General features: G+C 53.4%; 25 protein-coding genes and 1 riboswitch. Of the genes, 18 read left to right on the forward strand and 7 right to left on the reverse strand.

Annotated elements, in window-relative coordinates:
- Nucleotides 1–104: 104 nt before the first annotated feature.
- Nucleotides 105–383: a hypothetical protein gene (locus tag PUT07_RS27960; RefSeq protein ID WP_274472073.1), complete on the reverse strand. Its 279-nt coding sequence runs from the start codon at nucleotides 381–383 to the stop codon at nucleotides 105–107.
- Here PUT07_RS27960 and PUT07_RS27965 point away from each other — a divergent pair.
- The 5 genes from PUT07_RS27965 (at nucleotide 367) to lepB (ending at nucleotide 4,059) form a co-directional block, all read left to right on the forward strand.
- On the forward strand, nucleotides 367–669 hold the full coding sequence (locus PUT07_RS27965) for a hypothetical protein (protein WP_274472074.1): 303 nt from the start codon (nucleotides 367–369) through the stop codon (nucleotides 667–669). The genes PUT07_RS27960 and PUT07_RS27965 overlap by 17 nt on opposite strands.
- A gap of 637 nt (nucleotides 670–1,306) precedes the next feature.
- Entirely contained in the window at nucleotides 1,307–1,768 is a 462-nt protein-coding gene (locus PUT07_RS27970; protein WP_274472075.1) for a hypothetical protein, read from the forward strand.
- A 61-nt stretch (nucleotides 1,769–1,829) separates the two neighbouring features.
- The gene (locus PUT07_RS27975) at nucleotides 1,830–2,600 is read left to right on the forward strand and encodes a hypothetical protein (protein WP_274472076.1); all 771 of its coding nucleotides are present in this window, start codon (nucleotides 1,830–1,832) and stop codon (nucleotides 2,598–2,600) included.
- 69 nt (nucleotides 2,601–2,669) lie between these two features.
- Nucleotides 2,670–3,407 carry a hypothetical protein gene (locus tag PUT07_RS27980; protein ID WP_274472077.1) on the forward strand — a complete coding sequence of 246 codons (738 nt, stop codon included), beginning with the start codon at nucleotides 2,670–2,672 and terminating at the stop codon, nucleotides 3,405–3,407.
- A gap of 88 nt (nucleotides 3,408–3,495) precedes the next feature.
- A complete protein-coding gene (gene lepB, locus PUT07_RS27985; RefSeq protein ID WP_274472078.1) occupies nucleotides 3,496–4,059 on the forward strand; it encodes a signal peptidase I in 564 nt (187 codons plus the stop codon).
- A 50-nt stretch (nucleotides 4,060–4,109) separates the two neighbouring features.
- Here the strand turns inward: lepB and PUT07_RS27990 are convergent, their stop codons facing one another.
- Nucleotides 4,110–4,745 (reverse strand): response regulator transcription factor, encoded by a 636-nt coding sequence (locus PUT07_RS27990; RefSeq protein WP_338000783.1) that lies wholly within the window; start codon nucleotides 4,743–4,745, stop codon nucleotides 4,110–4,112.
- Between the two features lie 162 nt (nucleotides 4,746–4,907).
- Here PUT07_RS27990 and PUT07_RS27995 point away from each other — a divergent pair, with 162 nt between their 5' ends.
- From PUT07_RS27995 to pdaA, 4 genes are all read left to right on the forward strand, one after another.
- Entirely contained in the window at nucleotides 4,908–6,461 is a 1,554-nt protein-coding gene (locus PUT07_RS27995; protein ID WP_274472079.1) for a sensor histidine kinase, read from the forward strand.
- Nucleotides 6,454–6,882 carry a response regulator gene (locus tag PUT07_RS28000; RefSeq protein WP_274472080.1) on the forward strand — a complete coding sequence of 143 codons (429 nt, stop codon included), beginning with the start codon at nucleotides 6,454–6,456 and terminating at the stop codon, nucleotides 6,880–6,882. The genes PUT07_RS27995 and PUT07_RS28000 overlap by 8 nt, the downstream gene beginning before the upstream one ends.
- Nucleotides 6,879–8,000 (forward strand): HD-GYP domain-containing protein, encoded by a 1,122-nt coding sequence (locus tag PUT07_RS28005; RefSeq protein WP_274472081.1) that lies wholly within the window; start codon nucleotides 6,879–6,881, stop codon nucleotides 7,998–8,000. Before PUT07_RS28000 ends, PUT07_RS28005 begins: the two co-directional genes overlap by 4 nt.
- 159 nt (nucleotides 8,001–8,159) lie before the next feature.
- Nucleotides 8,160–8,900, forward strand: a complete 741-nt coding sequence (gene pdaA / locus PUT07_RS28010) for a delta-lactam-biosynthetic de-N-acetylase (protein WP_274472283.1) — start codon at nucleotides 8,160–8,162, stop codon at nucleotides 8,898–8,900.
- A 62-nt stretch (nucleotides 8,901–8,962) separates the two neighbouring features.
- On the opposite strand, the gene PUT07_RS28015 is transcribed toward pdaA, so the two are convergent.
- A complete protein-coding gene (locus tag PUT07_RS28015) occupies nucleotides 8,963–9,880 on the reverse strand; it encodes a peptidyl-prolyl cis-trans isomerase (RefSeq protein ID WP_274472082.1) in 918 nt (305 codons plus the stop codon).
- A gap of 296 nt (nucleotides 9,881–10,176) precedes the next feature.
- Here PUT07_RS28015 and trxB point away from each other — a divergent pair, with 296 nt between their 5' ends.
- From trxB to tpx, 3 genes are read left to right on the forward strand one after another with little or no spacing between them, the layout of a single operon-like run.
- On the forward strand, nucleotides 10,177–11,106 hold the full coding sequence (gene trxB / locus PUT07_RS28020) for a thioredoxin-disulfide reductase (RefSeq protein WP_274472083.1): 930 nt from the start codon (nucleotides 10,177–10,179) through the stop codon (nucleotides 11,104–11,106).
- Nucleotides 11,107–11,162: 56 nt separating this feature from the next.
- Nucleotides 11,163–11,474 carry a thioredoxin gene (gene trxA / locus PUT07_RS28025; protein ID WP_274472084.1) on the forward strand — a complete coding sequence of 104 codons (312 nt, stop codon included), beginning with the start codon at nucleotides 11,163–11,165 and terminating at the stop codon, nucleotides 11,472–11,474.
- Nucleotides 11,475–11,525: 51 nt separating this feature from the next.
- Complete coding sequence (gene tpx, locus PUT07_RS28030; RefSeq protein ID WP_274472085.1) at nucleotides 11,526–12,050, forward strand: thiol peroxidase; 525 nt, start codon at nucleotides 11,526–11,528, stop codon at nucleotides 12,048–12,050.
- 241 nt (nucleotides 12,051–12,291) lie between these two features.
- Here the strand turns inward: tpx and PUT07_RS28035 are convergent, their stop codons facing one another.
- The gene (locus PUT07_RS28035; protein WP_274472086.1) at nucleotides 12,292–14,601 is read right to left on the reverse strand and encodes a UvrD-helicase domain-containing protein; all 2,310 of its coding nucleotides are present in this window, start codon (nucleotides 14,599–14,601) and stop codon (nucleotides 12,292–12,294) included.
- Between the two features lie 78 nt (nucleotides 14,602–14,679).
- Between PUT07_RS28035 and PUT07_RS28040 the strand changes: the two genes are divergently transcribed.
- Nucleotides 14,680–15,528 carry a YihY/virulence factor BrkB family protein gene (locus PUT07_RS28040; RefSeq protein ID WP_274472087.1) on the forward strand — a complete coding sequence of 283 codons (849 nt, stop codon included), beginning with the start codon at nucleotides 14,680–14,682 and terminating at the stop codon, nucleotides 15,526–15,528.
- Nucleotides 15,529–15,539: 11 nt separating this feature from the next.
- Here PUT07_RS28040 and uvsE read toward each other — a convergent pair whose 3' ends face one another.
- Both uvsE and pyk read right to left on the reverse strand, forming a co-directional pair.
- Nucleotides 15,540–16,496, reverse strand: a complete 957-nt coding sequence (gene uvsE / locus PUT07_RS28045; RefSeq protein WP_274472088.1) for a UV DNA damage repair endonuclease UvsE — start codon at nucleotides 16,494–16,496, stop codon at nucleotides 15,540–15,542.
- Nucleotides 16,497–16,690: 194 nt separating this feature from the next.
- Nucleotides 16,691–18,103 carry a pyruvate kinase gene (gene pyk / locus PUT07_RS28050; RefSeq protein WP_274472089.1) on the reverse strand — a complete coding sequence of 471 codons (1,413 nt, stop codon included), beginning with the start codon at nucleotides 18,101–18,103 and terminating at the stop codon, nucleotides 16,691–16,693.
- A 120-nt stretch (nucleotides 18,104–18,223) separates the two neighbouring features.
- Between pyk and PUT07_RS28055 the strand changes: the two genes are divergently transcribed.
- A complete protein-coding gene (locus tag PUT07_RS28055; RefSeq protein ID WP_274472090.1) occupies nucleotides 18,224–19,006 on the forward strand; it encodes an AraC family transcriptional regulator in 783 nt (260 codons plus the stop codon).
- Between the two features lie 7 nt (nucleotides 19,007–19,013).
- On the opposite strand, the gene PUT07_RS28060 is transcribed toward PUT07_RS28055, so the two are convergent.
- Entirely contained in the window at nucleotides 19,014–19,745 is a 732-nt protein-coding gene (locus PUT07_RS28060) for a DUF3105 domain-containing protein (RefSeq protein ID WP_274472091.1), read from the reverse strand.
- A gap of 185 nt (nucleotides 19,746–19,930) precedes the next feature.
- On the opposite strand from PUT07_RS28060, the gene PUT07_RS28065 reads away from it, so the two are divergent.
- From PUT07_RS28065 to PUT07_RS28080, 4 genes are all read left to right on the forward strand, one after another.
- Complete coding sequence (locus PUT07_RS28065; protein WP_274472092.1) at nucleotides 19,931–21,376, forward strand: methyl-accepting chemotaxis protein; 1,446 nt, start codon at nucleotides 19,931–19,933, stop codon at nucleotides 21,374–21,376.
- Nucleotides 21,377–21,430: 54 nt separating this feature from the next.
- Nucleotides 21,431–21,541, forward strand: a riboswitch (TPP riboswitch).
- A 98-nt stretch (nucleotides 21,542–21,639) separates the two neighbouring features.
- A complete protein-coding gene (locus PUT07_RS28070) occupies nucleotides 21,640–22,227 on the forward strand; it encodes an ECF transporter S component (RefSeq protein ID WP_274472093.1) in 588 nt (195 codons plus the stop codon).
- Nucleotides 22,228–22,232: 5 nt separating this feature from the next.
- Nucleotides 22,233–23,720, forward strand: a complete 1,488-nt coding sequence (locus PUT07_RS28075; protein ID WP_274472094.1) for an ABC transporter ATP-binding protein — start codon at nucleotides 22,233–22,235, stop codon at nucleotides 23,718–23,720.
- Nucleotides 23,695–24,489 carry an energy-coupling factor transporter transmembrane component T family protein gene (locus PUT07_RS28080; RefSeq protein ID WP_274472095.1) on the forward strand — a complete coding sequence of 265 codons (795 nt, stop codon included), beginning with the start codon at nucleotides 23,695–23,697 and terminating at the stop codon, nucleotides 24,487–24,489. Before PUT07_RS28075 ends, PUT07_RS28080 begins: the two co-directional genes overlap by 26 nt.
- The last annotated feature ends 9 nt before the right edge of the window (nucleotides 24,490–24,498 follow it).

Consider the following 24,498-nt stretch of genomic DNA (forward strand, 5'->3'; position numbering starts at 1 on the left):
TATTTATTGATAGTGACATAGAACGGCCTTCGCAACAAGGAAAAAAACATGGAAACGCTGCAAAAGAGCCAAGCGGTTTATGCGCTTGGCTCTTTTGTTTCATTCTATAAGGCGTAGACGCTACGCATAATAATTTCCGGCAGCTCGGCATGGTGAGCTTGGTACTGCTCAGGCGTAATGCTGCCGCTGAAGAGCCGCTCCTGGAGCTGCTCGGTCAGCTCTGCGAGCTGGAGATCGATCACTTTCTGGACATCGACATGATTGGCTTGAGCGATATCAGCCAGTGATCGCCCATTATATTGGGCGTTATAAATTTCGTCCTCGGATACTAGTCCGAGCAGATGCAGCAGGTCGTTTTGGGAGGATATGAAATTTTGGCTCATACTGGATAACCACCATAAGATGAATATTATGCACGGGCAGTCCGTTCGGACTGACGGCATGGCCCCTAAGGTCTTGTTTCATTATATGCAAGAGTTCGCCGATTGGTATGGGGACTTATCTTATTACACCAAATGTGCGGAGATGAAACAGAGTGGTGTCTGCCCGCCGAGGAGACGGCCTGCCGGGTCGCATCAAGCCTGCAGGCGGCATCGGCGGGTCCGGCGGCACCGGCTAACGGACACAGCGGTCCTTATTCACCGGATCTGGGCCGCCTTGCCTGTCTAACGGACACCACAGCCGCTATTTGCTCATTTCGGCGAGTTCTTCGCCTCACAATCGGCAAATAAGCGCACTGGTGTCCGTTAGATCAGCGGCGAGGCCGTACTCGCCGAAATAACGGCCGTGCAGTCCGTTAGCCGGCTCTCTCCCTGGCGGGGCGCGGCGCTTGGTGGCGGCAGCTCCGCTAGGAGACGGCCTGCCGGGTCGCATCAAGCCTGCAGGCGCAACACCGGCGGTCGGCTAACGGACACAGAGGCCCTTATTCACCGGATCTGGGCCGCCTTGCCTGTCTAACGGACACCACAGCCGCTATTTGCCCATTTCGGCGAGTTTTTCGCCTCACAATCGGCAAATAAGCGCACTGGTGTCCGTTAGATCAGCGGCGAGGCCGCATTCGCTGAAATAACGGCCTTGCAGTCCGGTAGCCAGCCCTCTCCCGACGGGGCGCGGCGCCACTGGCGGCTGCTCCGCGGAGGAGCACGGCTGCGGTCACTTTTCGACAAGTTCTGGTACGAAAGTATACCTTCTTCCTTATCCGATCGTAGCAGAAATAAATTACTCTTGCGTATGAAGTCACAAAACGGATGGCGGGATACAATTGGTTTGTAAGCAAGAGCTGAACAAGAAGGAGGCAAGCAGCACGATGATCCGTTTGAAACGAAAAGTGATAACTGTTTCATTGAGCCTCTCGACTTTCCTCGTCATGGGTACGGCCTATGCGTACTCCGATGCAGGCATACCGCTGCAGAATTGGTACAAAGCTAGCTTTCAACAGGGGAAGAATGAAGTGAACACCAATGCCTTGCTTGGTTTGAACGAAGCGGACCATAGCCTGAGAACAGCGGCGAATGCGACGGTCTTCACGGCCAAGGCCAGCCTCAAGCAAGTGCAGGTTGACACGATCGGCCAATCTACGGAACGCATTGACGCGGTCAATCGACAATATGCGAGCCAAATTGATGCCGTTGCGTCTGAGATTGCGGAAACGGAAGCGCCCGATCGCTTCAATCAGTATGTCAGTACCGCAAACGGCGAGATTGAAAGTGAGATCGATCAATATGCCGTGGACGTGCTCCGGGAATTATCGGAAAAGCTGGGTAAGTAGTCAGTCATTGTGAGTTATGGGTCACCAAATACAAAACTAATTTAAGGGAGATTGATGAACGATGAAAGCATTGAAAAGTAAATTGGCAATTGGTGTTATCACAACAGGTTTGGTAGCAGGTATGGGGACGGCATTCGCTGCGACAGACGCTGGCGGACAACTGCAAAGCTGGTACAACAGCGCAACGAAGGTAACGAAAGCACTCGTAGCCGGCGACGTTGCAAGCTTCGTAGCTTCGAACAAAGATAAATTGGTTGAAGACTACAACACAATCAACAAAACGGCTGTGAACGATGTGAAAACAGCGGGTACGACTGAAACGACTCGTGCTAACACAGGCATTAACAACCAACTGAGCAGCTACAGCAACCAACTCGATACAACAAAAGGTGCTATTGCTGGAGCAATGCCGGCTGAGTACGACAAAGTTGTAAGTGATGCAAACAAAATCAACAACACGGCTGTGGAAGTTTTAGGCGCTCTTGGTAAGCTCGATATTGCTAAAGATGTTAACAACCAAGGGAAATCCTCGCTGAAAAGCGTAGATACAGATGTAACTGCAACTAAATCCGCTGCAGCTACTGCATTGACAAGCAAAATTGAAGCGACAAAAGCAGATTTGAATAAATTGCTTGCTGATGAAAGAACGGCCGCTTCCCAAGAAATCAAAGATAACTTGACTGCCAAAATCACAGCTAAGCTAGCCGAGCTTCAGAAGCTTGCTGATGAACTGGAAGCAACTAACGTGAAAGCAATTACGGACAAAGGCGCTTCCATTGAGACTGCAAGCAAAGCAGAATTGGAAACAATCGTTCTTAACGGCTTGAAATAATTCTACTAAGCGGACGGGCCCCGGTTACGGGGCCTTACGCTTACTTTAAGAAGAGGGAGGAATCGCAAGATGAAGAAATCGGATAGACGGAGCAGCTTGAAACCGAAGCGGATCGTCGCAGCTGGAATTGTTTCTTTAACGGTCGTCCTGTCGGCTTCCGCCGGAGTATCCTATGCGGATATCGATGTAGCCGGCGTTATGGCTTCGTGGTTTAACAAGAAGACAGAGCAGGTCATCCAAGGATTGGATGCATCTATGAAGTCGGAGACTGATGCACAGAAAGAACTCTTGAAGAAAGAATTGCAGCTTCGACTTGAAGCATCCACGCGAAGCCTCGAATCCTTCACGGATGAACAGAAACGGCTTCATCTGCAGGCTCTGGGACAATACGCCCAAAGCTTGCTGGCTAGCACGGACATTAAGACCGAACAGGATCGTGCACAAATTATGAATAAGCTGCAGACGATTCTTGACAGCGCCAAGGATGCCATGGACACACTGGCGGATAGCTATGTGCCGCCTGCAATGGTATTCGCACCGGCAGCACCGGTCATCATTGCCCCGCCAAGCGTGCCTGCACAGCCCGCACCTGGCATTCCGTCGCCGGCAGCACCAGCGCCAGCGAATCCGCAGCCTGCGGCACCGGCACCAGCAACACCAGCAGGGTCAGCACCAGCAGCACCGGCAACACCAGCAGCACCGGCTCCTGCGGGACCCGCGCCCGGCTTGCCCGCAGCGCCTGAAGCGAATCCGGCTCCGCCTGCGGCACATCAGCCGACAGTGAGCGATGATGTGTACGGACGTTAGTCTGCGGCTGGCGTTCATACAGTTACAAGCAGTTACAAGCAGCAGGACATGTAGTAGCAGTTAAGAGCGATGAAGGTGGGAATTCGTAATGACGGAAGAAGTTGTGGAACCTAGAAAGCAGCCTGTGAATAAACAAAAGAGCGAATTCTGGGGTTGGGTACGGTTCATATTGCTGCTTGGATTGGCCTATATATTGATCAATAATATGATCGGACTGACCCGGGTTTCCGGAAATTCCATGAATCCCACTTTGCAGAACGGCAACATTTTGCTCATGAATAAGCTTTCTTTATTTTTCTCGAAGCCGGAGTACGGCGACGTGGTGGTCATTAAGGATGACCGGATGGGCGGCATCAGCATCATCAAACGCGTCATCGCCGTAGAAGGCGATAGCGTATTCATCCGTGACGGCGTGATCTATGTGAACCAAACGCCGCTGCCTGAGCTGTATACGGCGGGGAAATCCGAGGACATGGACGTGGTTAACGTACCAAGCGGCCATCTGTTCGTCGTCGGCGATAACCGCAATTTGGGGGAAAGCAAGGACAGCAGAGATCCGGCGCTAGGTCCCGTTCATATTCGTGATGTTAAGGGCTACGCCTTGTTTTCTTTGTTCCCGATGCATAAGATCGCGGAACCGCTCGACCTCTAAAGTGAGAAAGATCCGGCGGGTATTCCCGGCGGATCTTTCGTGTATGATGGCTATCGCTGCATTTCGAATTGGACAAGTCCTTTGGATAAGGCGTACAGAGCGGCCTGTGTCCGGTCGGCCAGCTCCAGCTTGGCCAGCACCTGACTGACATGCTTCTTCACGGTGAACTCTGTGATGTAGAGGGCGTTCGCAATCTCCTTGTTGGAGCGCCCCCTTCCGAGCGACATGAGCACTTCCAGCTCTTTGGGCGTCAACTCGGACAGATCGGCTTCCTCCTTGCCGGACTTGTCACCCATCATGGAGCCCATCAACACGGGATCGTAATACTTCCGGCCGCGCGCGACGGCTTCAACCGCATATAGCAGATCTTCAGGGAATGCTTCTTTCAGGCAAACGCCTTCAATCTGCATGGATTGTGCAAGCTGAAGCTCACTGCGTGTAATCGATGAAGTGAGTATCATATATTTGCAAGCATGACCTCTCTTACGAGCCTCTTGGATGAAGTCCAAACCGTTACCGTTCCCCAAATTTAAGTCTACGAGCACAAGGTCCGGGCATGTCTGACCAAGCAGCCGTAGAGCCTCCTGTGCATTCGCCGCTTCCCCGACAACGTGCATCGATTGTCCCGATGAAATAACCGTACTGATGCCTTTGCGGACAAGGGGATGGTCATCAAGAATGATCATATTAATCAAATGAGTTCCCTCCAAATGGTTAGGATCTATGATATACTGAAATAGGTACAATTACCTAGTACTATATGCCTATGTTTAATTGGCTTGCTTCATTGTATAACAAAAAACGACGAAAAACCATTAAGAATTCATAAAGTTTAGGAGCAGTTCAACATGTTTTTACTTAACAGAACGAGCTTGTACGTTTTTTTTGGATGCAGATGGGTGCTGCTATTAATGGGACTGTTAATTTATACGAAATCAGGGAGTGTGACGCCAGGTCTGCTGCTATCCGCGGTTCTTGTCCAAACGCTATACAGCCTATTGTTCTTGAACAGGAGCCGGCCGATCACGGCCGCCGCAGCTTCCGCAGGAGATATGGTCTTCGGCTCGTATTTGCTCTGGTTGACGGGCGGGCTGTCATCGCCTTTCATGATTTATTGCTTTACGGGACTTCTGATGGTGAAACGGTTCTCCTCATGGCGTACGTTTTACGGGATTTCTCTCAGTTACGCGCTTCTGCTTCCGGTTATTTTTGCTTTGGCCGGGGAGGGGCCGGCGTATAAGTATATGCTGAATCATTTTGATTACAGCTTTTTCGTATTAGCCTTCTTCTGTGCTCTCAGCCTTGTGCAATATCTGTTTAACGATCTGCGCAAACAGATGCGCAAGCTGGTGCTCATTTATTCGTCGCGTTTGGCGGACAGGCAGCCGCATATGCAGGGAACGATTCCTTACATGGAAGGGTTGCTGAAACAGATCCTGGATGATCGCGAAGTGATTCTGTGCGTGGCAAACGAAGGCCGCTACGAGAACAAAGTGCAGAGTTGGAAGCATACGTATTTCACCAATTATTTGATGCAGAACAGGCCGCAAAGACAGAAGCTGTACACCAAGCTGCCGTCTCCGACAGGGGAAGCGGCGTCCTTCTATATCCTGACTTTGCTCGATCGCACGAGAGAGTCTTATGGGTGGCTGATGGTGAAGAGCGAGAAGAATGAGCTGTCCGTGCTGCACAAAATCTACATCCAATTCCTGCTGATGAAGCTGGAAGCCATTCATTTCAACGACCAGCAGCTGCTGGACGCGGAGGAAACGGCGATCGCCATCGAGCGGAATACCATTGCCCAGAATATTCATGACGGCATCACACAGGAGCTCTTCTTCATATCGATTCAGCTGTTTCAGCTGAAGAACGCGATCCCTGCACATGCGCGCAACGAAGTGCTTCCCTATGTGGCGGACATTGAGAAGAAGGTGAAAGAGAGCCATCGGGATATCCGGCAATTCATCACCGAGCTCAAGAACGAGAAGCGCAAATTCAATCTGCATCACGCCATCGACAAGCTGCTGCAGCGAATTACGGAGCACACGGACGTGAAGCCGGTTTTCGAGAATGTCGGTTGGGTGGCACAGGAGCAGCTCGATATTGAAGAGGCGATCTACCATTTGGTGGAGGAAGCCGCGAACAATGTCATGAAGCATGCCTGCGCGAAGCAGCTGTACGTGAAAATTGAGGTTACCAGCGTGCAGTGGACGATTACGGTCAAGGATGACGGGATCGGGATGCGGAATGCCGAAGTTCATGGGCAAGGACGCTTCGGGCTTGGCGGTATGGAAAGCCGCATTCGAGCCTTGAACGGGGCGATTTCCTTCCAATCCGAAGTAGGCGCTGGGACGACGGTGAAGGCTTATATTCCGCGAGAGAGGAGTATCGCTTATGTATAAAGTAGTCATAGCAGACGACCGTTCGATTGTTCGGGCGGGATTACATATATTGCTGGACAGCTGCGGGGCTTATGCGGTTATGGGCGAAGCGGCTAGCGGTACCGAAGCAATTGAGCAGACGCTGGCGCTAGCGCCGGATCTGTTGCTGACCGATTTGAAAATGCCCGGCACCTCGATCATTGAGGGAGCCAAGACGCTCAAGGATACTTACCCTCATATGAAAATTATTATATTAACTGCATTCGATGAGAGCGAGGATATTTACCGCGCTTTTAAGGCCGGAGTGGACGGCTATTTAATGAAAGACACGAGTCCGGAGGTTATTCTCGCCGCCATCGACGACGTGATGAAGGGCGCCTCCTGCTTTCAGCCCAAAGATTCCGGAGAGCATTCTGATTTCAAAAGGAGTTCGTTCCAATGAACTTACAACGCATCGCAAGCTTGCCCATTCACCAATTGCTTATCCTGATTATCGGCAGTATGGCTTCGATCTGTGCGTTGAGCGGAATCGGCTATTGGCTGGTTGTCCACAATTCGGAGTCGTACCTCTATATGGCGACTTCCTTAACGGTTTCTTTGTTTGCATGGGGAATCTACGGCATTCAAAGCGCGATCCCTCCAGATAATGCATATACGAAGCTGCTGTCTCCCGTCATTATTTTTGTGGTTGTGGTCGTTACTACATTGTACAATCCGCTTTCGTTGCAGCATATGTGGATTGCGCTAGCCTTTTACCCGATTTTGCTTAGTTTGCTGGTAAATTTCAAAATGTATGTATATGGCTGCGCGATATTTCTGCTATACTTCGTCTTTTATTATGCATTCGGGCCATCGAATGTCGCCATGGGGGACGAATCCCCCGTGATTGTAGCGACGACCAAAGCCGTCTATACATTGGGAAGTATTATTTTGGGCGGAGTCATCCTCGCAGCACTCGACCAGCATCGAAAGCGCGTTGAGGCGCAAGCCTTCCAGCGGCAGAAACAGCAGGTCATTAACCTTCTGCAATGTTTCATCCCCGTCGGAGAACGGAAAACCCAGACTTCACGCAAAGAGATCGGTGAAATGAGCGCTCTGCTCAAGTCGCTGGTTCAAGCTTACGATAGCGGAATGACCGTGCAGAATTGGGAAATTGATCTGTTGTCGCTGCTGCATTTTATCAGCCGGGTGAAGCTGCCCGATTATATGTTCGAGAAGGAAGGGAAGCTCTCCGAATTCGAGTTCGAGGTGGTGCAGGAGCACTGCTATATGGCGAAGGAGCTGTGTGAGGGCATCCCTGACTTTGCCGAGGTGGAGAACGCTTTCTTGTACCATCATGAGAAAGTGGACGGCACCGGCTACCCTTATCGGTTGGCGGGTGATCAGATTCCGCTGCTATCGCAGATGCTCGGACTGGTCGAAGTTTTCTTGGCGTTGACGACGCCGCGTTCCTATCGACCGGCTATGTCGCAGCGCGAAGCCTATGCCGAAATTCAGAAGTTGGCGGGACAATCCTTCCGCACCGACTTGGTCGAGGCATTCGGGAAAGTAATCGATTGACCTGCCCGGCAAGCTCCATCCAATATTACCCTGCTCATGATACGCCTACTCCGGCCTGCTCTGTGGCATATTAGTAACAGCTTATGGATCAAACCACAGAAGGCAAGGAGTGAATCTGTAACCGTGAACTACATCCGTATCCTTACAGTCGTGCTGGTGATGCTGTTCGGACAGGCTGCGCTCGTCCATGCAACCGCTGATGGAACGTATCATTTCGGTTTCAAAAAGAGCACCAACGGAGGACGCCCGTCCATTGATGAGGAAGGTTTCAAAAGCCTGCTGAAACAGCATGGGGCCATCTTCACGGGCGATATGTCGGTCAAAGAGTTGTATCTAACGTTCGACAACGGGTATGAGCAGGGATACACCGGCAAGATTCTAGATGTGCTGAAGGAAAAGCAAGTGCCGGCCATCTTCTTCGTAACCGGTCATTACATCAAAACCGAGCCCGAGCTGCTGAAGCGCATGGCGTCCGAAGGGCACTTGATCGGCAACCATTCTTGGAGCCATCCGGATATGAGTCAAATTTCAGCGGAGCGCATCCAGAAAGAGCTGAATCAGGTCAAAGAAGAAGTGGCGACCGTTACCGGGCAGAAAGAGATGCGCTATCTGCGTACGCCGCGGGGCATCTTCAACGGCAGGTCGTTAGCCGTAAGCGAGCAGCTGGGCTATACGAACGTATTCTGGTCCGTCGCGTACCGCGATTGGGAGCCGAAGCAGCAGAAGGGCTGGCAGTATGCGTATAAAAACGTGATGGCGCAGCTGCATCCCGGCGCTGTGATTCTGCTGCACTCCGTGTCGAAGGACAACACGGAGGCGCTTGGCAAAATCATTGACGATGCCCGCAGTCAGGGGTATCAGTTTAAAAGTCTCGACGATATGAAAGCTCGGACACCTTAATAAGATCTCAAGAAAGAAGCCCTTAGCCTTCCAATTCGGAAGAGCCAAGGGCTTCTCTATTTTTAGGCTTTGCTCAAATAATTCTCAACCGTCGATTGCGACTTTTTCTCTTGCAGCCATGTCGTGGAGAGCGATGCCAGCTTCTGCGTTGTGATCGCAGATTTGATTTCTTCCTTCTTCTCGTCCAGCGTCGGCGTGGCGGCCGCTTTGCGGTCCGTTACTTTAATGATGTCGTAGCCCGAGCTAGTCTGAACGGCGCCGCTCGTTTCACCTGCTTTCAAAGCGAAAGCCGCGGTATCGAACGCTTCATCCATGGTGCCGCTGGCGATATAGCCGAGAGAACCGCCGTTATCTTTGGTCGCCGTATCCGTAGACTTGGATTTGGCGAGCGCAGCGAAGTCCGAACCGTTCTTCAGCTCTGCCAGAATCGCATCCGCTTCCTCTTTGGTTGCAACGGTAATGTGAGACGCCTGAATTTGCTCCGGTGTTTTCAGCGTTTCGAGATTTTCATCATAATATTTCTTAATCTCATCATCGGTGATCGTTACTTGCGGTGTTAAAATCTTCTTCAAAAGCACCTGCGACTTCATGCTCTTCTTCAAATCGTCGATCGTCATGCCGTATGACGTGAGAGCTTGCTGAAACTCAGCTTCGGAACCGTAGGAGCCTTGAACGGAGGCGATCTCCTTCTCGATGTCCTCATCCGTCACTTGGATGCCGGCCTTCTGGCCTTCTTGGTTAATCAGCTCCTCGGAGATTAACGAATCGAGCGTTTGCTCGCCGCCGCTGGTCAACATGGCTTGATACAGCTGGTCAGACGAGATGCTGACGCCATTCACTTTGGCGACAGGGTCGGTGGCAGCTGCTTGACCGTTGTGTTTGACAGGCGGATAAATAGCGATATAAGTAATAAGACCGAGCAGCAGGACAGCGGAGACCCATTGCCAGGTGCGATTCGATTTTTTTTGATGTGCGGTCATGTTGTTTGCTCCCTTCGTTGTAAGCCCCTTCGGACATGAGGCTATTATCGCAGGGAAAGCTGAAGCTTACATGAAGTCTAACTGAATGTTTGATGAATACGCAGGCGGGTTGTGGAAGAACGGGAAAGTCCAGACAACGGAGCACGCAGTTGCGGCCATTTAAATTGTGTGCAATATAGTTGTTGACAAAGTAATTGGATCTTGGTATGATCTTCTCATAAGATTTGCTTCAAATTTATTTGCGAACAAGTTAATTACTCCGTGATATGGATGAAAACAGACGAGGAGGCCTTCCTATGCATTATAAAGCAATTATTATCGGTACTGGTCCCGCCGGTCTAACGGCAGCAATCTATCTGGCAAGAGCCAATGTCGCTCCGCTTGTTATTGAAGGAATTCAACCCGGCGGCCAATTGACGACAACAACCGAGGTTGATAACTTCCCGGGGTTCCCGGACGGGATTATGGGTCCTGAACTGATGGATAACATGCGCAAGCAGGCGCTGCGCTTCGGAGCTACGATTCAGTCAGGACGGGTGGCGGAAGTGGACATGTCCAAGCGGCCGTTCACGCTGTTCTTGGAGGATGGCGCTCAATTGACAGCTGACTCGCTGATTATTTCGACAGGCGCATCGGCCAAGAAGCTGGGTATCCCCGGCGAGACCGAGAATATCGGCAGAGGTGTGAGCACCTGTGCAACCTGCGACGGCTTCTTCTTCCGCAACAAGAAAATCATCGTGATTGGCGGCGGAGATACCGCGATGGAGGAGGCGCAATTCCTGACCCGGTTTGCATCCGAGGTTCGCGTCGTGCATCGCCGCAATGAACTGAAGGCTTCGAAGATCATGCAGGATCACGCGCGTGGCAACGAGAAGGTCGCCTGGAGCCTGAACCGGACACCGCTCGAAGTAACGGCGGGTCCGATGGGTGTCAGCGGACTGAAAGTGCGCAACAACGATACGGGCGAAGAGGAGCTGCTGGAAGCCGACGGAATTTTCCTGGCGATCGGCCACACGCCGAATACAGGCTTCTTGGGCGGGCAGCTGCCAACCGATGAGCTCGGTTACCTGCAAGTCATTCCAGGCACATCCCAAACCGCTATCCCTGGCGTGTTCGCCTGCGGCGACGTGCAGGACCGCATTTACCGCCAAGCCATTACGTCGGCAGGCAGCGGTTGTATGGCCGCGTTGGATGCGGAACGGTTCTTGTCCGAGCAGCACGCTTAATATTTTCACATAACTGAATCTCAATTATTCAACCATTCATAAGGGAGGCAAATGCCATGTCAGTTCAACAGATAACAGATGCTACTTTCCAAAATGAGACCGCAGCGGGTACTGTGCTCGTCGATTTCTGGGCGCCTTGGTGCGGACCCTGTAAAATGATCGCTCCGGTACTGGACGAATTGTCCGCTGAGATCGGCGATAAAGCCAAAATCGTAAAAATCAACGTGGACGACAATCCGGAATCCGCGGCCAAGTATAACGTCATGAGTATCCCTACCTTGTTAATATTCAAAGACGGGCAAGTCGTGAACCAACTCGTCGGCGTGCAGCCGAAAGATCGATTGAAGGCCGCTATCGAGCAGGCCTGAGAGTCAGCAAACAACACCCATTCACCATATTCCACTTAGGAGGCAGCAAACATGACACAATTACAAGAACGTACAGGAGTAGCGACATTAGGAGGCAACCCGATTACACTGCTGGGGCCGGAGATCAAAGTTGGGGATCAGGCACCGGACTTCACGGTAAATAAAGATCTGATGACAGAAGTCCGTCTGTCCGACTATGCGGGGAAAGTGAAGCTGATTTCCGTCGTCCCTTCCGTCGACACGGCGACTTGTGACGCACAGACGCGCCGATTCAACGTGGAGGCCGATAAATTAGGCGATGATGTCGTCATTTTGACCATCTCCGCAGACCTTCCATTCGCCCAGAGCCGTTTCTGCGGGGCAGCCGGCATCGATAAAGTCGTGACTTTATCCGATTACAAAAGCCGCTCCTTCGGTCAGGCGTACGGAGTGCTGATCAAAGAGATCCAGCTCGATCAGCGTGCAATTTTTATTGTAGATGCGAATGACACGGTGCGCTACGTCGAGTATTTAACGGAGATGAGCGCACATCCGAATTACGAGGCGGCTCTTCAAGCTTTGAAGGAGCTCGTATAAAGCCGGTTGAATGCGCGGAATGCTAACGGACCACAGATACCCTATTCGCCGGTTTCGGAGCCGAAATCACGGGTAACAAGGGGAATAACGGCGCTGACTTCCGTTAGCGGTCGAGAGCGGTCAAGGGCCGCTGGGCATCCCCAAAAAGAACAAAAGAGCTAAGCTCATAAGCGCTTAGCTCTTTTTGGTGTTTGCACCGGCAACCATCATGTAACCCACGGGCGGGCAAGCGTGCGCCTGCCTAGCGGGCAAGCGGAACGAGCCTGCTGCCCTTAACCATGGCCCTGCCGCACAGGGGGCAGGCCTTCTCCGTTCGCCGTGCCTCCTGCGGCGAAGAGATCCGCGACCAGGCCTTGCAGCCGGCCTGGCCGCATACCCATGCCGCGACCGACTCCGTCGCGGCGGAGCCCGCAGCAGCCGCGCGCGGCACGGCTGCCCGCACAGACACAGCCGCCGCAGGCTTGCGGCTGCTTGCCGTGTCCGCGCCAGGAAACGCGGACAGCAGGAAGCGGGAAGGCTCCGCCTTCTTCCCGCGGAAATACGCCGGCGAGCTGATCAGCAGCTCAGCCTTGGCGCGTGTGACGGCGACGTAGGCGAGCCGCCGCTCTTCTTCAAGCGCGGCGGCGGACTTGTCGCCCCCCGCGGTGCCGGCCATCTGAATGTCGTTCAGATGGTTCGCTTCCAGGGCCGAGGCATGCGGCATGTTGCCTTCGATCGCGCAGAGCAGGTAGACGACCTTGAACTCAAGCCCCTTGGACTTGTGGATCGTCATCAGCGAGATTTTGTTCGCGGCTTGATCTTTGGGCATCGCGCTCAGCTCTGTGCGTTTTTCTGCGACTTCATGGATAAAATAAAGAAATTGCTCCACCGTGTCGAACCGCTTGGCGGAGGACTCCAGTTCATCCAGAGTTTCCTTCAGCATTTCCCGGTGATGCGTCAGCTTGCTGCGCTTGTTCGTCTCTAAGAAAGCATCGTAGAAATCCTTGCGAATAGCTTGTATCGCTTCAAGCGGCTTCATCTCGGCAAGCGATTTAATGAGACGGATGCGGCTCTTGAGCTTATCCTTCTGAAAATCTTTCAGCTGCGGCAGCCCCAGCAGGTGGATCAGCGGCCACTTTTTGGCCTGAATCGCTTCCTGCTCCTGAATAATTCGCATGCCTTGGTCACGCCCTATATATAATGAGGGTAGGATCCCCTCGATGGCTTCGAAATTGCGGCGTTCGTGGGCGATCCGCAGATGGTCGACGATCGGCTTCACCATCCACTGCTCATAGAAGGAATCACTGGTGCCGTAATCGACAAAAGGCAAGTTGTGCAGAATCAGCTGTTCGACGATAGCTCTGGCGTTGCTCTGCGTCCGGTATAGAATGGCAAAATCGCCGTAAGAGAAGCCGCCGTCCGCGACCTTGATCCGCAGATCGTTAATAAGCCAATCGGCCTCATCGTCGCTGCTTGCGGGCCTCACGTACATCGGCTTCGTTTCGCTTTGCTTGGTGGCCAGGAGCGTTTTGTTTTTGCGCTGAACGTTATGCTTGATAATGGCATTGCCCAGTCCGACGATGCTTGACGTTGACCGGTAGTTAATATCGAGCGTGATCGTCTTCGCTGCGGGGTACTGCTCGTGGAATTGCAAAATAAACGCATTACGCGCCCCGTTGAACGAATAAATCGTCTGGTCGTCATCGCCGACAACCATTAAGTTTTGATGATTTTGCGCAATCATTTGGATGATCGCATACTGCACCGTATTCGTATCCTGAAACTCGTCGACGCTGATATAGGTGAATTTACGCTCAAGTGACCGCAAAATATCCGCATTTTCCTTCAACAGCCGGTAAGCAAGGAGAAGAATATCGTCGAAATCGATTTTCATTTGTTCCATCTTCCATTGTTCGTACTGCAGGAAAATTCGTTTCATCTCCTGATCCTCTTCGGTCTCCTCGGGGAGGTCGTCGACTTCGATCAGCTGCATTTTGTAGGAGGACAGCATGGAGATCAGCACCTCGGGCTGGTAGGCATCCTGCAATCCCATGCTCAGCATGATTCGTTTGAAAACGATCTGCTGAAAGCGGCTGTCGCTCAGAATGTCTTGTTGAAACCCGTTCATCCGCAGAAGGCGGAGGCAGAAGGCGTGGAACGTCCGAACCTGCATCGTCTGAGCCGCCTGGGCGTCCAAGCCCGGCAAAGAAGCGAGCCGTTCCCGCATTTCTTCGGCGGCTTTCTTCGAGAACGTGATGAGCAGCACATTCGACGGATGGACCCGGTGAACCCGCAGCAGATAGGCTACCCGGCACACCAGCACCGTCGTCTTCCCGGAGCCGGCTCCGGCTAGGGTCAGAAGCGGGCCTTTGAAATGGCGCACAGCCTGTACTTGCGCTTCATTCAGCAGGATTCGATGGCGCTCCAAATCGCGGAAAAAATAAGCATCCCGGTCCGCATCAGGCACAAAATCCGAGCTATTCGACAATACGGCCATCCGGGCATGCGGAATCGCTCGTTCTGTGGCGGGTTTAGCGCCTAACGGGGTGGGGTAAATAGTAAGAGAGTTCATGGTTATCACCTGTTTCATGGCATGACTGAACTACCTATTTTATCACAATTCCTGTGCAAAGAAAGGACAAGTCCGCTTATGGGTAAATCTAACTTGAAATTGCTCTGGCAGCAATTCCAGAAGCACGACGCCACGGGACTCGCTGCGCAGTGCGCCTATTATTTTTTACTGTCGCTGTTCCCGTTCCTGCTGTTTATTCTAAGCTTGCTCGCCTACCTGCCGTTCTCCTCGAACGATGTCGTCTTGCTGATCAAGGAATATATCCCGGGTGCCGTCTCCTCCTGGCTGGAAGAAACGCTCAGCAGCCTGCTCGATGTGAAAAGGGGCGGCACGCTGTCCTTCGGGCTCATACTCGCATTGGTGAGCGCCAGCGCGGCCATGAACGCCATCGTCATTGCCGTGAACAAAGCGTACGGACTGCCGGAGCGCAAAAGCTTCATACACTCGCGCTTCCTCGCGGTTATGCTTACTTTGGGCATGCTGATCGTCATCGCCTCTGCGCTCGTTCTAAGCGTGTTCGGGCACTGGATCGGGGATTGGGTGCAGGCGCATGTCCATACCGCGTCGACCATGGTGAACCTGTGGAACAAAATCCGCTGGGTGGTGAACTTTATCATTTTGTTCATCGTGTTCACAGGCATCTATTACATAGCTCCCAATACCTGCTTAACGTGCAAAAGTGTGCTCCCTGGGGCTTTATTCGCCTCTCTCGGGTGGCAGGGGACGTCGTTCGGCTTCTCCTTCTATGTTAATAATTTTACGAATTATAGTGCGACTTACGGCAGCGTCGGGGGCATTATCGTTCTGATGACGTGGTTCTATATATCGGCCTTGCTGATTATTATCGGGGGAGAGATCAACGCTTTGCGGCATGTGAAAAGCCAGGAGCACATTCATGTGATCCCGGTGGATAAATATATTCGGTAAAACGGATCCGGCTACCATGTCAGAACGCCTCCGTCAAGCCGCTTCATGCCGCGAACCTTGCTGAGGTCCTCGGCAAGCTTGAACAAGGCGAGATCCTTCATCTTCGCCTCGATCATGACATCGATACGGTCCAGACCGGCTTCCTTACAACTTTTCAAGAAAGTGATAAGCATCTCGGGCTCGATATAATCGGCGTGCGAACGGAACTCCTTCGTTTCCTTCGGGGATTTGGGCGAGGAGACATGAATTTTCATCGGGAGGCCGCTCCATGTTGCGGCAATCTCCGGCAGCAATTCCTGCGGCGAAGCCTCCGAAGGGTTGCACCAGTCGTGGTGCAGGTCCAGCATGCAGGGACGCCCCAGCTTCCGGGCCACGGCGAGCGTTTCCGCCAAGGTGTAAGTTTTGTCGTCATTCTCGAAGGTGAGCCGCTGCATGATGGACTCCGGCACTTCCGGGATCTTGGCGTACAGCCGCTCCGTCGCCGCCACCTTGTCGCCGTATACGCCGCCGACGTGAATATTGATGATCGCGGACTCGTCCAGCCCCATGCCGTCAAGGATGGCGGCGTGGTAGCGCAGATCCTGAATCGCCGCGGCAACGACCGAATCGCTTCCGTTCAGAAGCGTAAACTGGTTCGGATGCATGCTGAGGCGGATGTCATGCGCCTTGGCATAATCGCCGAGCTGCTTGAGCTCGGTGCGGTACTCGGCCGCCACATCGATCTGCACGTCCGGGTGCGTAGCTAACGGGATCAGCGACGAGGACAAGCGGAACAGACGGATGCCATGCGCGGCATTGTAGTATAGAATGCGCCGTGTGGCCTCGAGGTTTTTGCGTCCGATGTCGATGGCCCGCTGCATGGCCTCCTCGCGGGGACGCTGGGAGAACAGCTTGTACGTGAAGGTGGAGCTGGGGGTGTTATGATAAATCGCGAGAGCGATGGATACGAATCCGAGCCGGATGATCATGGAACAGAACCTCCCGTTATGATGTAGCTATACAGTTAATGTACCCCCTGCATGCGGTTTTCAGGCAAAGGCCGCACCACGAACAAAAACGCCCTGCAAGGGGGCGGCCGGGTTATAACCGGCGCCCATCATGCAAGGCGTCCAATCCGATCTAGATCTTCTTTCCCTTAGCTTCAGGGAACTTCAGTCGAACGTTACACCCGCTCAACCTTCAACAGGTTGGTCGTTCCCGACTTCCCGACCGGCACACCGGCGGAAACGACGGTCAGATCTCCCTGCTTCACATAGCCGAGCTTCTCCGCCAGCCCGATCGCCGTGCGGATCATCGCGTCCGTCGACTCGCAGAATTCGCCGCGAATCGGGATGACGCCCTGCACCATGCTCAGCAGGTTGATCGCGGACTCGCTCGCCGTCACGGCGATAATCGGCGCTTCCGGACGGTACTTGGCGATCATCCGCGCTGTGAAGCCGCTCTCCGTCGGCGTTAGAATCGCCGCCGCCTTCAGTTTGTTAGCGGATGATACGACCGCTTGGCACAGGACTTCCGTCACTTCGTTGTTGGATTGCAGCTGTGCGTCAACGAGAGAGCTGCGCTCCATCGTTTGCTCCACGCGCTCGGCAATCGTCGCCATCATCGTCACGGACTCAACAGGGTATTTGCCCGCCGCAGTCTCGCCGGACAGCATGACCATGTCGCTGCCGTCCAGTACGGCATTCGCAACGTCGCTCACTTCGGCGCGTGTCGGACGCGGATTCCGCTGCATGGAATCAAGCATTTGCGTCGCCGTAATAACCGGCTTGCCGGCCAGGTTGCACGCGCGGATCATATCCTTCTGAGCGATCGGAACTTCCTCCGTCGGAATCTCCACACCGAGATCACCCCTCGCGACCATGATGCCGTCGGAAGCTTCCAGGATGGAAGCGAAATTGGTCATGCCTTCTTCGTTCTCGATTTTCGAAATGATCGGCGTAGCTCCCGCGCCATGCTGCTCCAGGATGCCGCGTACCTCTTGAACGTCGTTCCCGTTGCGGACGAAGGACATCGCGATAATGGAGATGTTCTCTTCGATCCCGAATTTGATGTGCATCACGTCGCGTTCAGTTACCCCTGGCAGGGACGTGCGAACGCCGGGCAGATTGACACCTTTGCGCTGCTTCAGAACGCTGTTGTTCAATACGGTACAGATCACTTCCGTGCCGTCAATCGTTTCAACGCGCAGCTCGATCGAGCCGTCATCAATCAGCACAAGGTTGCCTGGCTGTACGTCCTGCGGAAGCCCAGGATAATTCACGGCAACGCGGCTGCCGTCTCCGACGATCTGCTCGGTCGTAAGGACGAGGCGGTCACCGGTTTTCAAGTCATAAGAAGCATCCTTCAGTTGGCCGATGCGGATCTCCGGTCCTTTGATATCCATCAGAATCGGAACGACAACACCGAGCTCGGATGCCGCTTGACGCACGCGTTGAATGCGCCCGCGGTGCTCATCCAAATCGCCATGCGCCATATTCAAACGGGCAACACTCATACCGGCGCGAATTAATTCCTTAAGTGTAGGGACGGAATCGCAAGCAGGTCCCATGGTGCAAATGATTTTCGTTTTACGCATTGTACAGGACTTCCTTTCATCATGGACAAATCAATTTTGGCTTCATTATATGCCTAATTTCGACAAACTTCTATGAAATATAGTATTCTATATGTACTATAGTATGTGGGTGATTCAAGGATGAAGCTTACAAGCTTTACTTATGACAAGAGCAGCAATTGGTATTCGGAAGCGCAGGAGGGGGCGGCGGATTGGACGCTTGTCCTTGTTACTTACGGGCGCTGTGTATATTGGATCGAAGAGAAGAAGCAGGTGCTGGAGAAGGGGCAGTGGCTGCTTATACCGAGCCGGACGGCCTACTACGGCAGAAGCGTTCCGACGATGCTGCATGAGAAATATGTTGTCCGGTTTATGCCGGAAGCCGCCGAGGCCGCTTTCCCGCTGCTTCAGGGTACGGGCTTCGCCAGCCGTATAACGGGCAAGTACGAACTCATTGTGGACCGCTTGCGCCATATGCACCAGCAATGGCAGGACGAACAGCCCTATTATCAGGCGCTGTGCGAAGCGCTGTTAACAGAGCTGTTCGTTTATTTACACCGGGAGTGGGATAAGGAGGACGTGCCGGGCGTCACCTCGCAGCTGGTCGAGCAGATGAAAGGTTATATCCAGAATCACTACCGGGAACATGTGACCAAGGAGGAGCTGGGTGCCTGCATCAACCGTTCGCCGAATTATGCGGCCACCTTGTTTCGCAAAGCGACCGGCCAGACGATCAGTGAATTCGTGCATGTTTCCCGGATCAAAACCGCCATTTACATGCTCAAGCATTCGGCGTTGACGGTATCCGAAATCTCTGAATTCATCGGATATAACGATCCGTCCTATTTCTACCGTGTGTTTCGAAGGATGACGGGTCTGGTGCCGACCGATTTGGTTTCCGACCGCGAGACCGTTCGCAAGTAACCTTCGCTTACATTGTTCCCCCGCCGCGCCGCACTTCGGAAGGAATCTTCTCAGGCCCGTTGTCGATGTTCTGGTAAATGAAAGTGCCGACGCTGGCCTCGTCGAACTTCGGTAGCTGCATCGTCTTGGTCCATGCCGTGACGACAACCTCCATGTCCTTCGGCACGTCCGGATTCGCAACGGCTAATACACCCGCCCCTGCTTTCTTGAAATGACTCAAATACGCCAGCTTATCCTGAAGCTCCTTAGGAGCATCGGGATGGAAATATAGAATAATATCGCCGTGCTCCAGATTATGGACGAGCATCGCGTAGGTCGGACGCTCTGTGTAAAATCCGAATTTCAAATCATGCGGGCTGTGCGTACCCGAGGTCGGAATGGTCATCTCGTAGCTTAGCATGTCTTCGCTATGGTCCCGGCCGTAGTCTTTATCCGTTGTGACTTGGATAGGCGCATTATAGTTCAGCTTCTCGACACTGTATTTGCTGGAGGAGTATTGAATCAATGAGGTCCCAAACGAACAAATGGACAGGATGAGAAGCGTGTGAGAGAGAATCAGCCAGGTTTTAAGCTTTTTCTGCAGCGTTTGCTTTTCCGCTTTCTTCAGCTTGCTTGTGTTGGCTTTGCGCGTCTTAGCGGCAAATACGTAGCCGATAACGGCCAAAATGAAAAGGGCCAGCCCGATGTAGAGCAAGATGGCTATAACGCCGGACCCGTCCTGCAGCGTGGAGTGTTCCATAATAAGATGAGCTCCTTTATGAGTAATCTATTAGACACTACATATTGTAGTTTTAAAATGAACCATAAGTCAAATGCAATATAGGGAATATACAATTTGGCATTAGGCAAAAGAGGATTACGTCGGTATATGTTGAATCATGTAATAAAATGTCTAATTTTGTTTGCGGCGAGGGGGAAATGCGTTTGTCGGATCATCTTTTGGAACTACATAGAAGAAACGGGCTGATGGTGAAGCTGCTCTGGGCATGCTTGGCGCTTGGCATGGGAGCGTCTTATCGATTGGCGGACGTGGTGCTGACGTTATTGGCATTCGGAGCGCCTATTGCGCTCGTATGCACCATTATAATCTGGAGGAAAATCTGGATTTCTTACACGAAATACATCATTGCGATAGGCCTTAATGTGATCTCTTATTTCTTTATGGCTCATAGTACGTCGCTGTCCGGCATGCTGATTCTGTACTTAAGTTTGGCCTTGGTATCCTTGTATATGGATTTCCGTCCACTGCTGCTTACCGGTGTGATCGGGTTAGTGAACATGAACCATTTCTGCAGCACCTTGTCAGGACCTATGGACTATATTTCAATCAATGCTTTCTATGTGCTGACGATTATCGCGCTGATCGGTCAAGGGCAGATCGGCATGCGGATGCTGGCCAGTGTGGCTCGGAGTGCGAGGGAATCCGAAGCCTCTCGCTTGAAGACGGAACAGATGCTGGCAGGGGTGCGAACAACGACAGATGTGCTTGGGTCCTCCAGCACAACTTTGCATGAGAATGCTTCCGTTACCGGCCGCATTACAGAGGAAGTTGTTGCAGCTTTCCAGGAAATTTCGATTGGCATCGAGTCCCAAGCTTCCTCGATTACCGATATTACATCGGCGATTCAAGAGGTGAACGAGACGGTCGAGCTGACCTCGTCCGCATCGGATACGATGAGCGGCCGGTCCCGGGATACGGCGAACATGACGAACGAAGGCAAGAACCAGATGGAGGACTTGTCGCACAAAATCAAGGACATCACGGAAATCGTCACGGAAACGTCGAGCATTATGAATGAAGTTAACGATGAAAATGTGAAAATCGGCCATATCGTCACCACGATCGCCGATATTGCCAATCAGACGAACCTGCTGTCGCTTAACGCCTCTATTGAAGCCGCGCGCGCCGGCGAACACGGCAAGGGTTTCGCGGTCGTCGCCGGTGAAATTCGCAAGCTTGCGCAGAACGCGCATGTAGCGTCCGCCGATATCTCCGAAATTCTCGGCTCGATTCAGCAGAAGGTGGAGACAGCCGTTGCTAAGGTTGCAGCGGGTAAAACAGCGGTAGAGTCCGGCAAGAAATCAGCGGACAGCGTGGACCTGCTGTTCGAAACCATCAACACGAACACAGCAGAAGTGATGGAGCAAGCGGAGAATTTGCAGCGCATGAATCAGCAGCTTCAGCGCTCCTCGCAGAAGGTTGCGGAGGAGATGACGTCCGTTGCAGCAATTACCGAGCAATCCGCCGCATCGGTGCAGCAAGTGCTGGCCAGCGCGGAAGTGCAGCAGAAGCGAGTGGAGGATATTGTCGACAGCATCCGGCAACTGAACGGTTTGGCGCAGGATTTGCAGCACCTGATCGAGAAATAAAATTCGCGAAACCCATTGCCAAATACCGGAGAATGGGCTACAGTTAAGCCAAATGAATAGCAACACGGGTGCTTGATGAAGTCAGGCTGAGATAGCGGCCTTATGCCGCTGACCGTTTAATCTGATCTGGATAATGCCAGCGTAGAGAATTCGAGTGCCTTCGTCTGCACTAATTTTATGCCTGCCGCATTCCGGCGGGCTTTTTTGCGTGTTCGCCTATCTCATTTTACATATTCGATACAAGAGAAGGAGTTGGAAAGCAGATGGCAGCAGGGGTTAAAGGATTGAAATTGACGGATATTCTGGTCACCATCGTGATCGCGGCGGTATTTGGGGTGATTTACCGGATTTGGGGACCGATGTACGATTTGATGAAGCCAATCGGTTTGCATGCGGAGCAGCTCAGCTATGGCATGTGGTTTATGGCAGGGACGTTCGCCTTCCTCATTATCCGCAAGCCGAGGGTCGCTTTGCTGGCGGAAGTTGCGGCAGCGACGATTGAGGCGTTGCTCGGCGGGTCTTGGGGCGTATCGACATTGGTGTATGGGATTCTTCAAGGACTCGGCGCGGAGCTGATTTTTGCACTTTTCCTCTATCGCAAGGTCAACGTCGGCGTGACGGTCCTGGCGGCCTTCGCTTCCGCGGCACTGTCGCTGCTCGTCGATCAGTACTACGGCTATATCGATCAGTTGACGTTCTGGAACTACTGCTTATTTATCGGACTGCGCCTGGCCGGATCGGCGATTATCGCGGGTGTGTTCGCTTATTACTTGGCAGGAGCGCTCGCGCGTACCGGTGTGCTTAGTCTGGTCCGTCCCGTTTCGAAGAAAGATTACGACGCATTGGGGTAATGGGCATGAGCGGAAAATTCGGCGTTACGAACCTGAAGTTGAAATATCCCGGAGAGGAGGTCCCCCTGTTGTTTCAGGGGGTTTCCTTGTCGGTGAGACCGGGAGAGAAGGTGCTGCTGCTCGGTCCGAGCGGCTGCGGCAAATCTACGCTGCTCCAGGTACTGAGCGGGATCGTCCCCGACATTATCGAACTCCCGCTCAAGGCGGATCATGTTGCGGTGCCCAGCCGGTGGGGCTATGTGTTTCAAGACCCGGATGCTCAGTTCTGCATGCCTTATGTCGATGAAGAGATTGCGTTCGTACTGGAAAATATGCAGGTGCCGAGAGAGGAAATGCCGGCGCAAATCGAACACTATTTGCAGCTGGTAGGATTGCGGCTGGAGGATTCGCATACCTTGATCAGCCAGCTATCCCAAGGGATGAAGCAGCGGCTCGCCATTGCCAGCGTGCTGGCGTTGGAGCCGGAGGTGCTGTTCCTCGATGAACCAACCGCCTTGTTGGATGAAGAGGGCACGCGTCTGGTATGGGAAACGATCCGGTCCGTCAGCGCCGACAAAACGCTGGTCATCGTGGAGCACAAAATTGACGGTATTCTCGATCTGGTCGATCGGCTGATCGTCCTCTCGCCGGAAGGGGAGCTGATGGCGGACGGTTCGCCCAGTGCGGTGTTCTCCACGTACCGGCAGCAGCTTGCCGATTACGGCATCTGGTATCCCGGGGTATGGGACGATATGGGGTACCCTGCGGCGTCGGCCAGATCAGCCGCAAGGGCTGACCATCAGCCGATCATGCGATTGGATGGCTTCACTGGGCTTCGCGGCGGGACCATCAGGACCTCTGTGGATAACTTGAACGTGTATCCCGGCGATTGGATTGCCATAACCGGCGGCAATGGTGCCGGCAAAAGCTCGCTCCTGCTGGCCATGATGCGCCTCATTCCGACACGCGGCAGCTGCCGCGTCGAAGGCGCGAAGGGCGGCAAGATCGAGCAGCTCGCCGAGCACGTCGGCTTCGTGTTTCAAAATCCCGAATTCCAATTCGTAACGAATTCGGTGGAGGAAGAGCTGGCCTACTCCTTGCCGGAGGGAGGCGGAAGCGCTGCGCAGCAGGCTCATATGCATGAGCTGCTGCGGCAGTACGACCTGCTCGGGCTGCGCAAGCGGCATCCGTTCCAGCTCTCGATGGGCCAGAAGCGGCGCTTGAGCGTAGCGACCGCGATGGTGCGCGGCCCCCGCATCCTGCTGCTGGATGAGCCCACCTTCGGGCTCGACGCACACGGCACGATGCGCATGCTGGAGCAGCTGGAACGGCTGCGCGCAGCCGGGACGGCCATCGTGATGGTGACGCACGATGACGAGATCGTGCAGCGCTGTGCGACGCGCGTCTGGCAGGTGGAAGCCGGCCGGGTCACGGAGACGCCTATTATGGCGCCTCCGGTCGCACAGGCCGGGAAAGCGAGGCGATCGTATGCATATAACGTTCACGTTCCGTGAAACTTGGCTGCATCGGGTTAACCCCGGGGTGAAGCTTGTCCTTTCCTTGCTTCTCTTCATCCTGGTCGTCTTCACGCATAATCTGAATACGATGGTGTATTTGACAGCGGGGACGCTGCTGCCGCTGCTGCTGTTCTCGGGGCAGCCGCTGCGCCGGCTGCTGTTATACGCTTCCCCGTTCCTTCTCATCTTCCTCTCGTCGGCGGCGGGGATGATGATGTTCGGAAGCGGGGAGACGCTGTGGTTTCGGGCGGGTATCATCCGAATCACGGAAGAAAGCTTCTACCGCGGCTTGCATCTCGGCTTCCGGGGCTTGCAGGTGGCAGCGGTAGGTTTACTGTTCAGCTTGACGACAAGGCCCGTATCCTTGTTCTACGCTTTGATGCAGCAATGGAAAGTGGCGCCGAAATATGCGTACAGCTTCCTTGCCGCTCTGCGCATGCTGCCGGTGATACTGGAGGAGCTCCAGACGCTGCGCTATGCGCTCAAGGTGCGCGGCCGCAAGAAGCGCAAATGGTTTAGCGGCTGGTACACGACGCTGCGGATGTATGCCATCCCGCTGCTGGCGCAAAGCATTCGCCGCGCCCACCGCACGGCGGTCGCGATGGAAGCGAAGCGTTTCTCCGCTCAGAGGAAACGAACCTACTATTACTTATCTTCCTATTCCAGATTGGATGTTTATTATATGGCTTATTGGGGGCTGCTTGTCGCTGTGACCGTGTGGAGCGGGACGGCGTGGCCGATTTGGGATGCTGTGGATGTTCGCTAACCGGGCACC

The organism is Paenibacillus sp. MAHUQ-63, assembly GCF_028765165.1.
Classification (GTDB): Bacteria; Bacillota; Bacilli; order Paenibacillales; family NBRC-103111; genus Paenibacillus_E.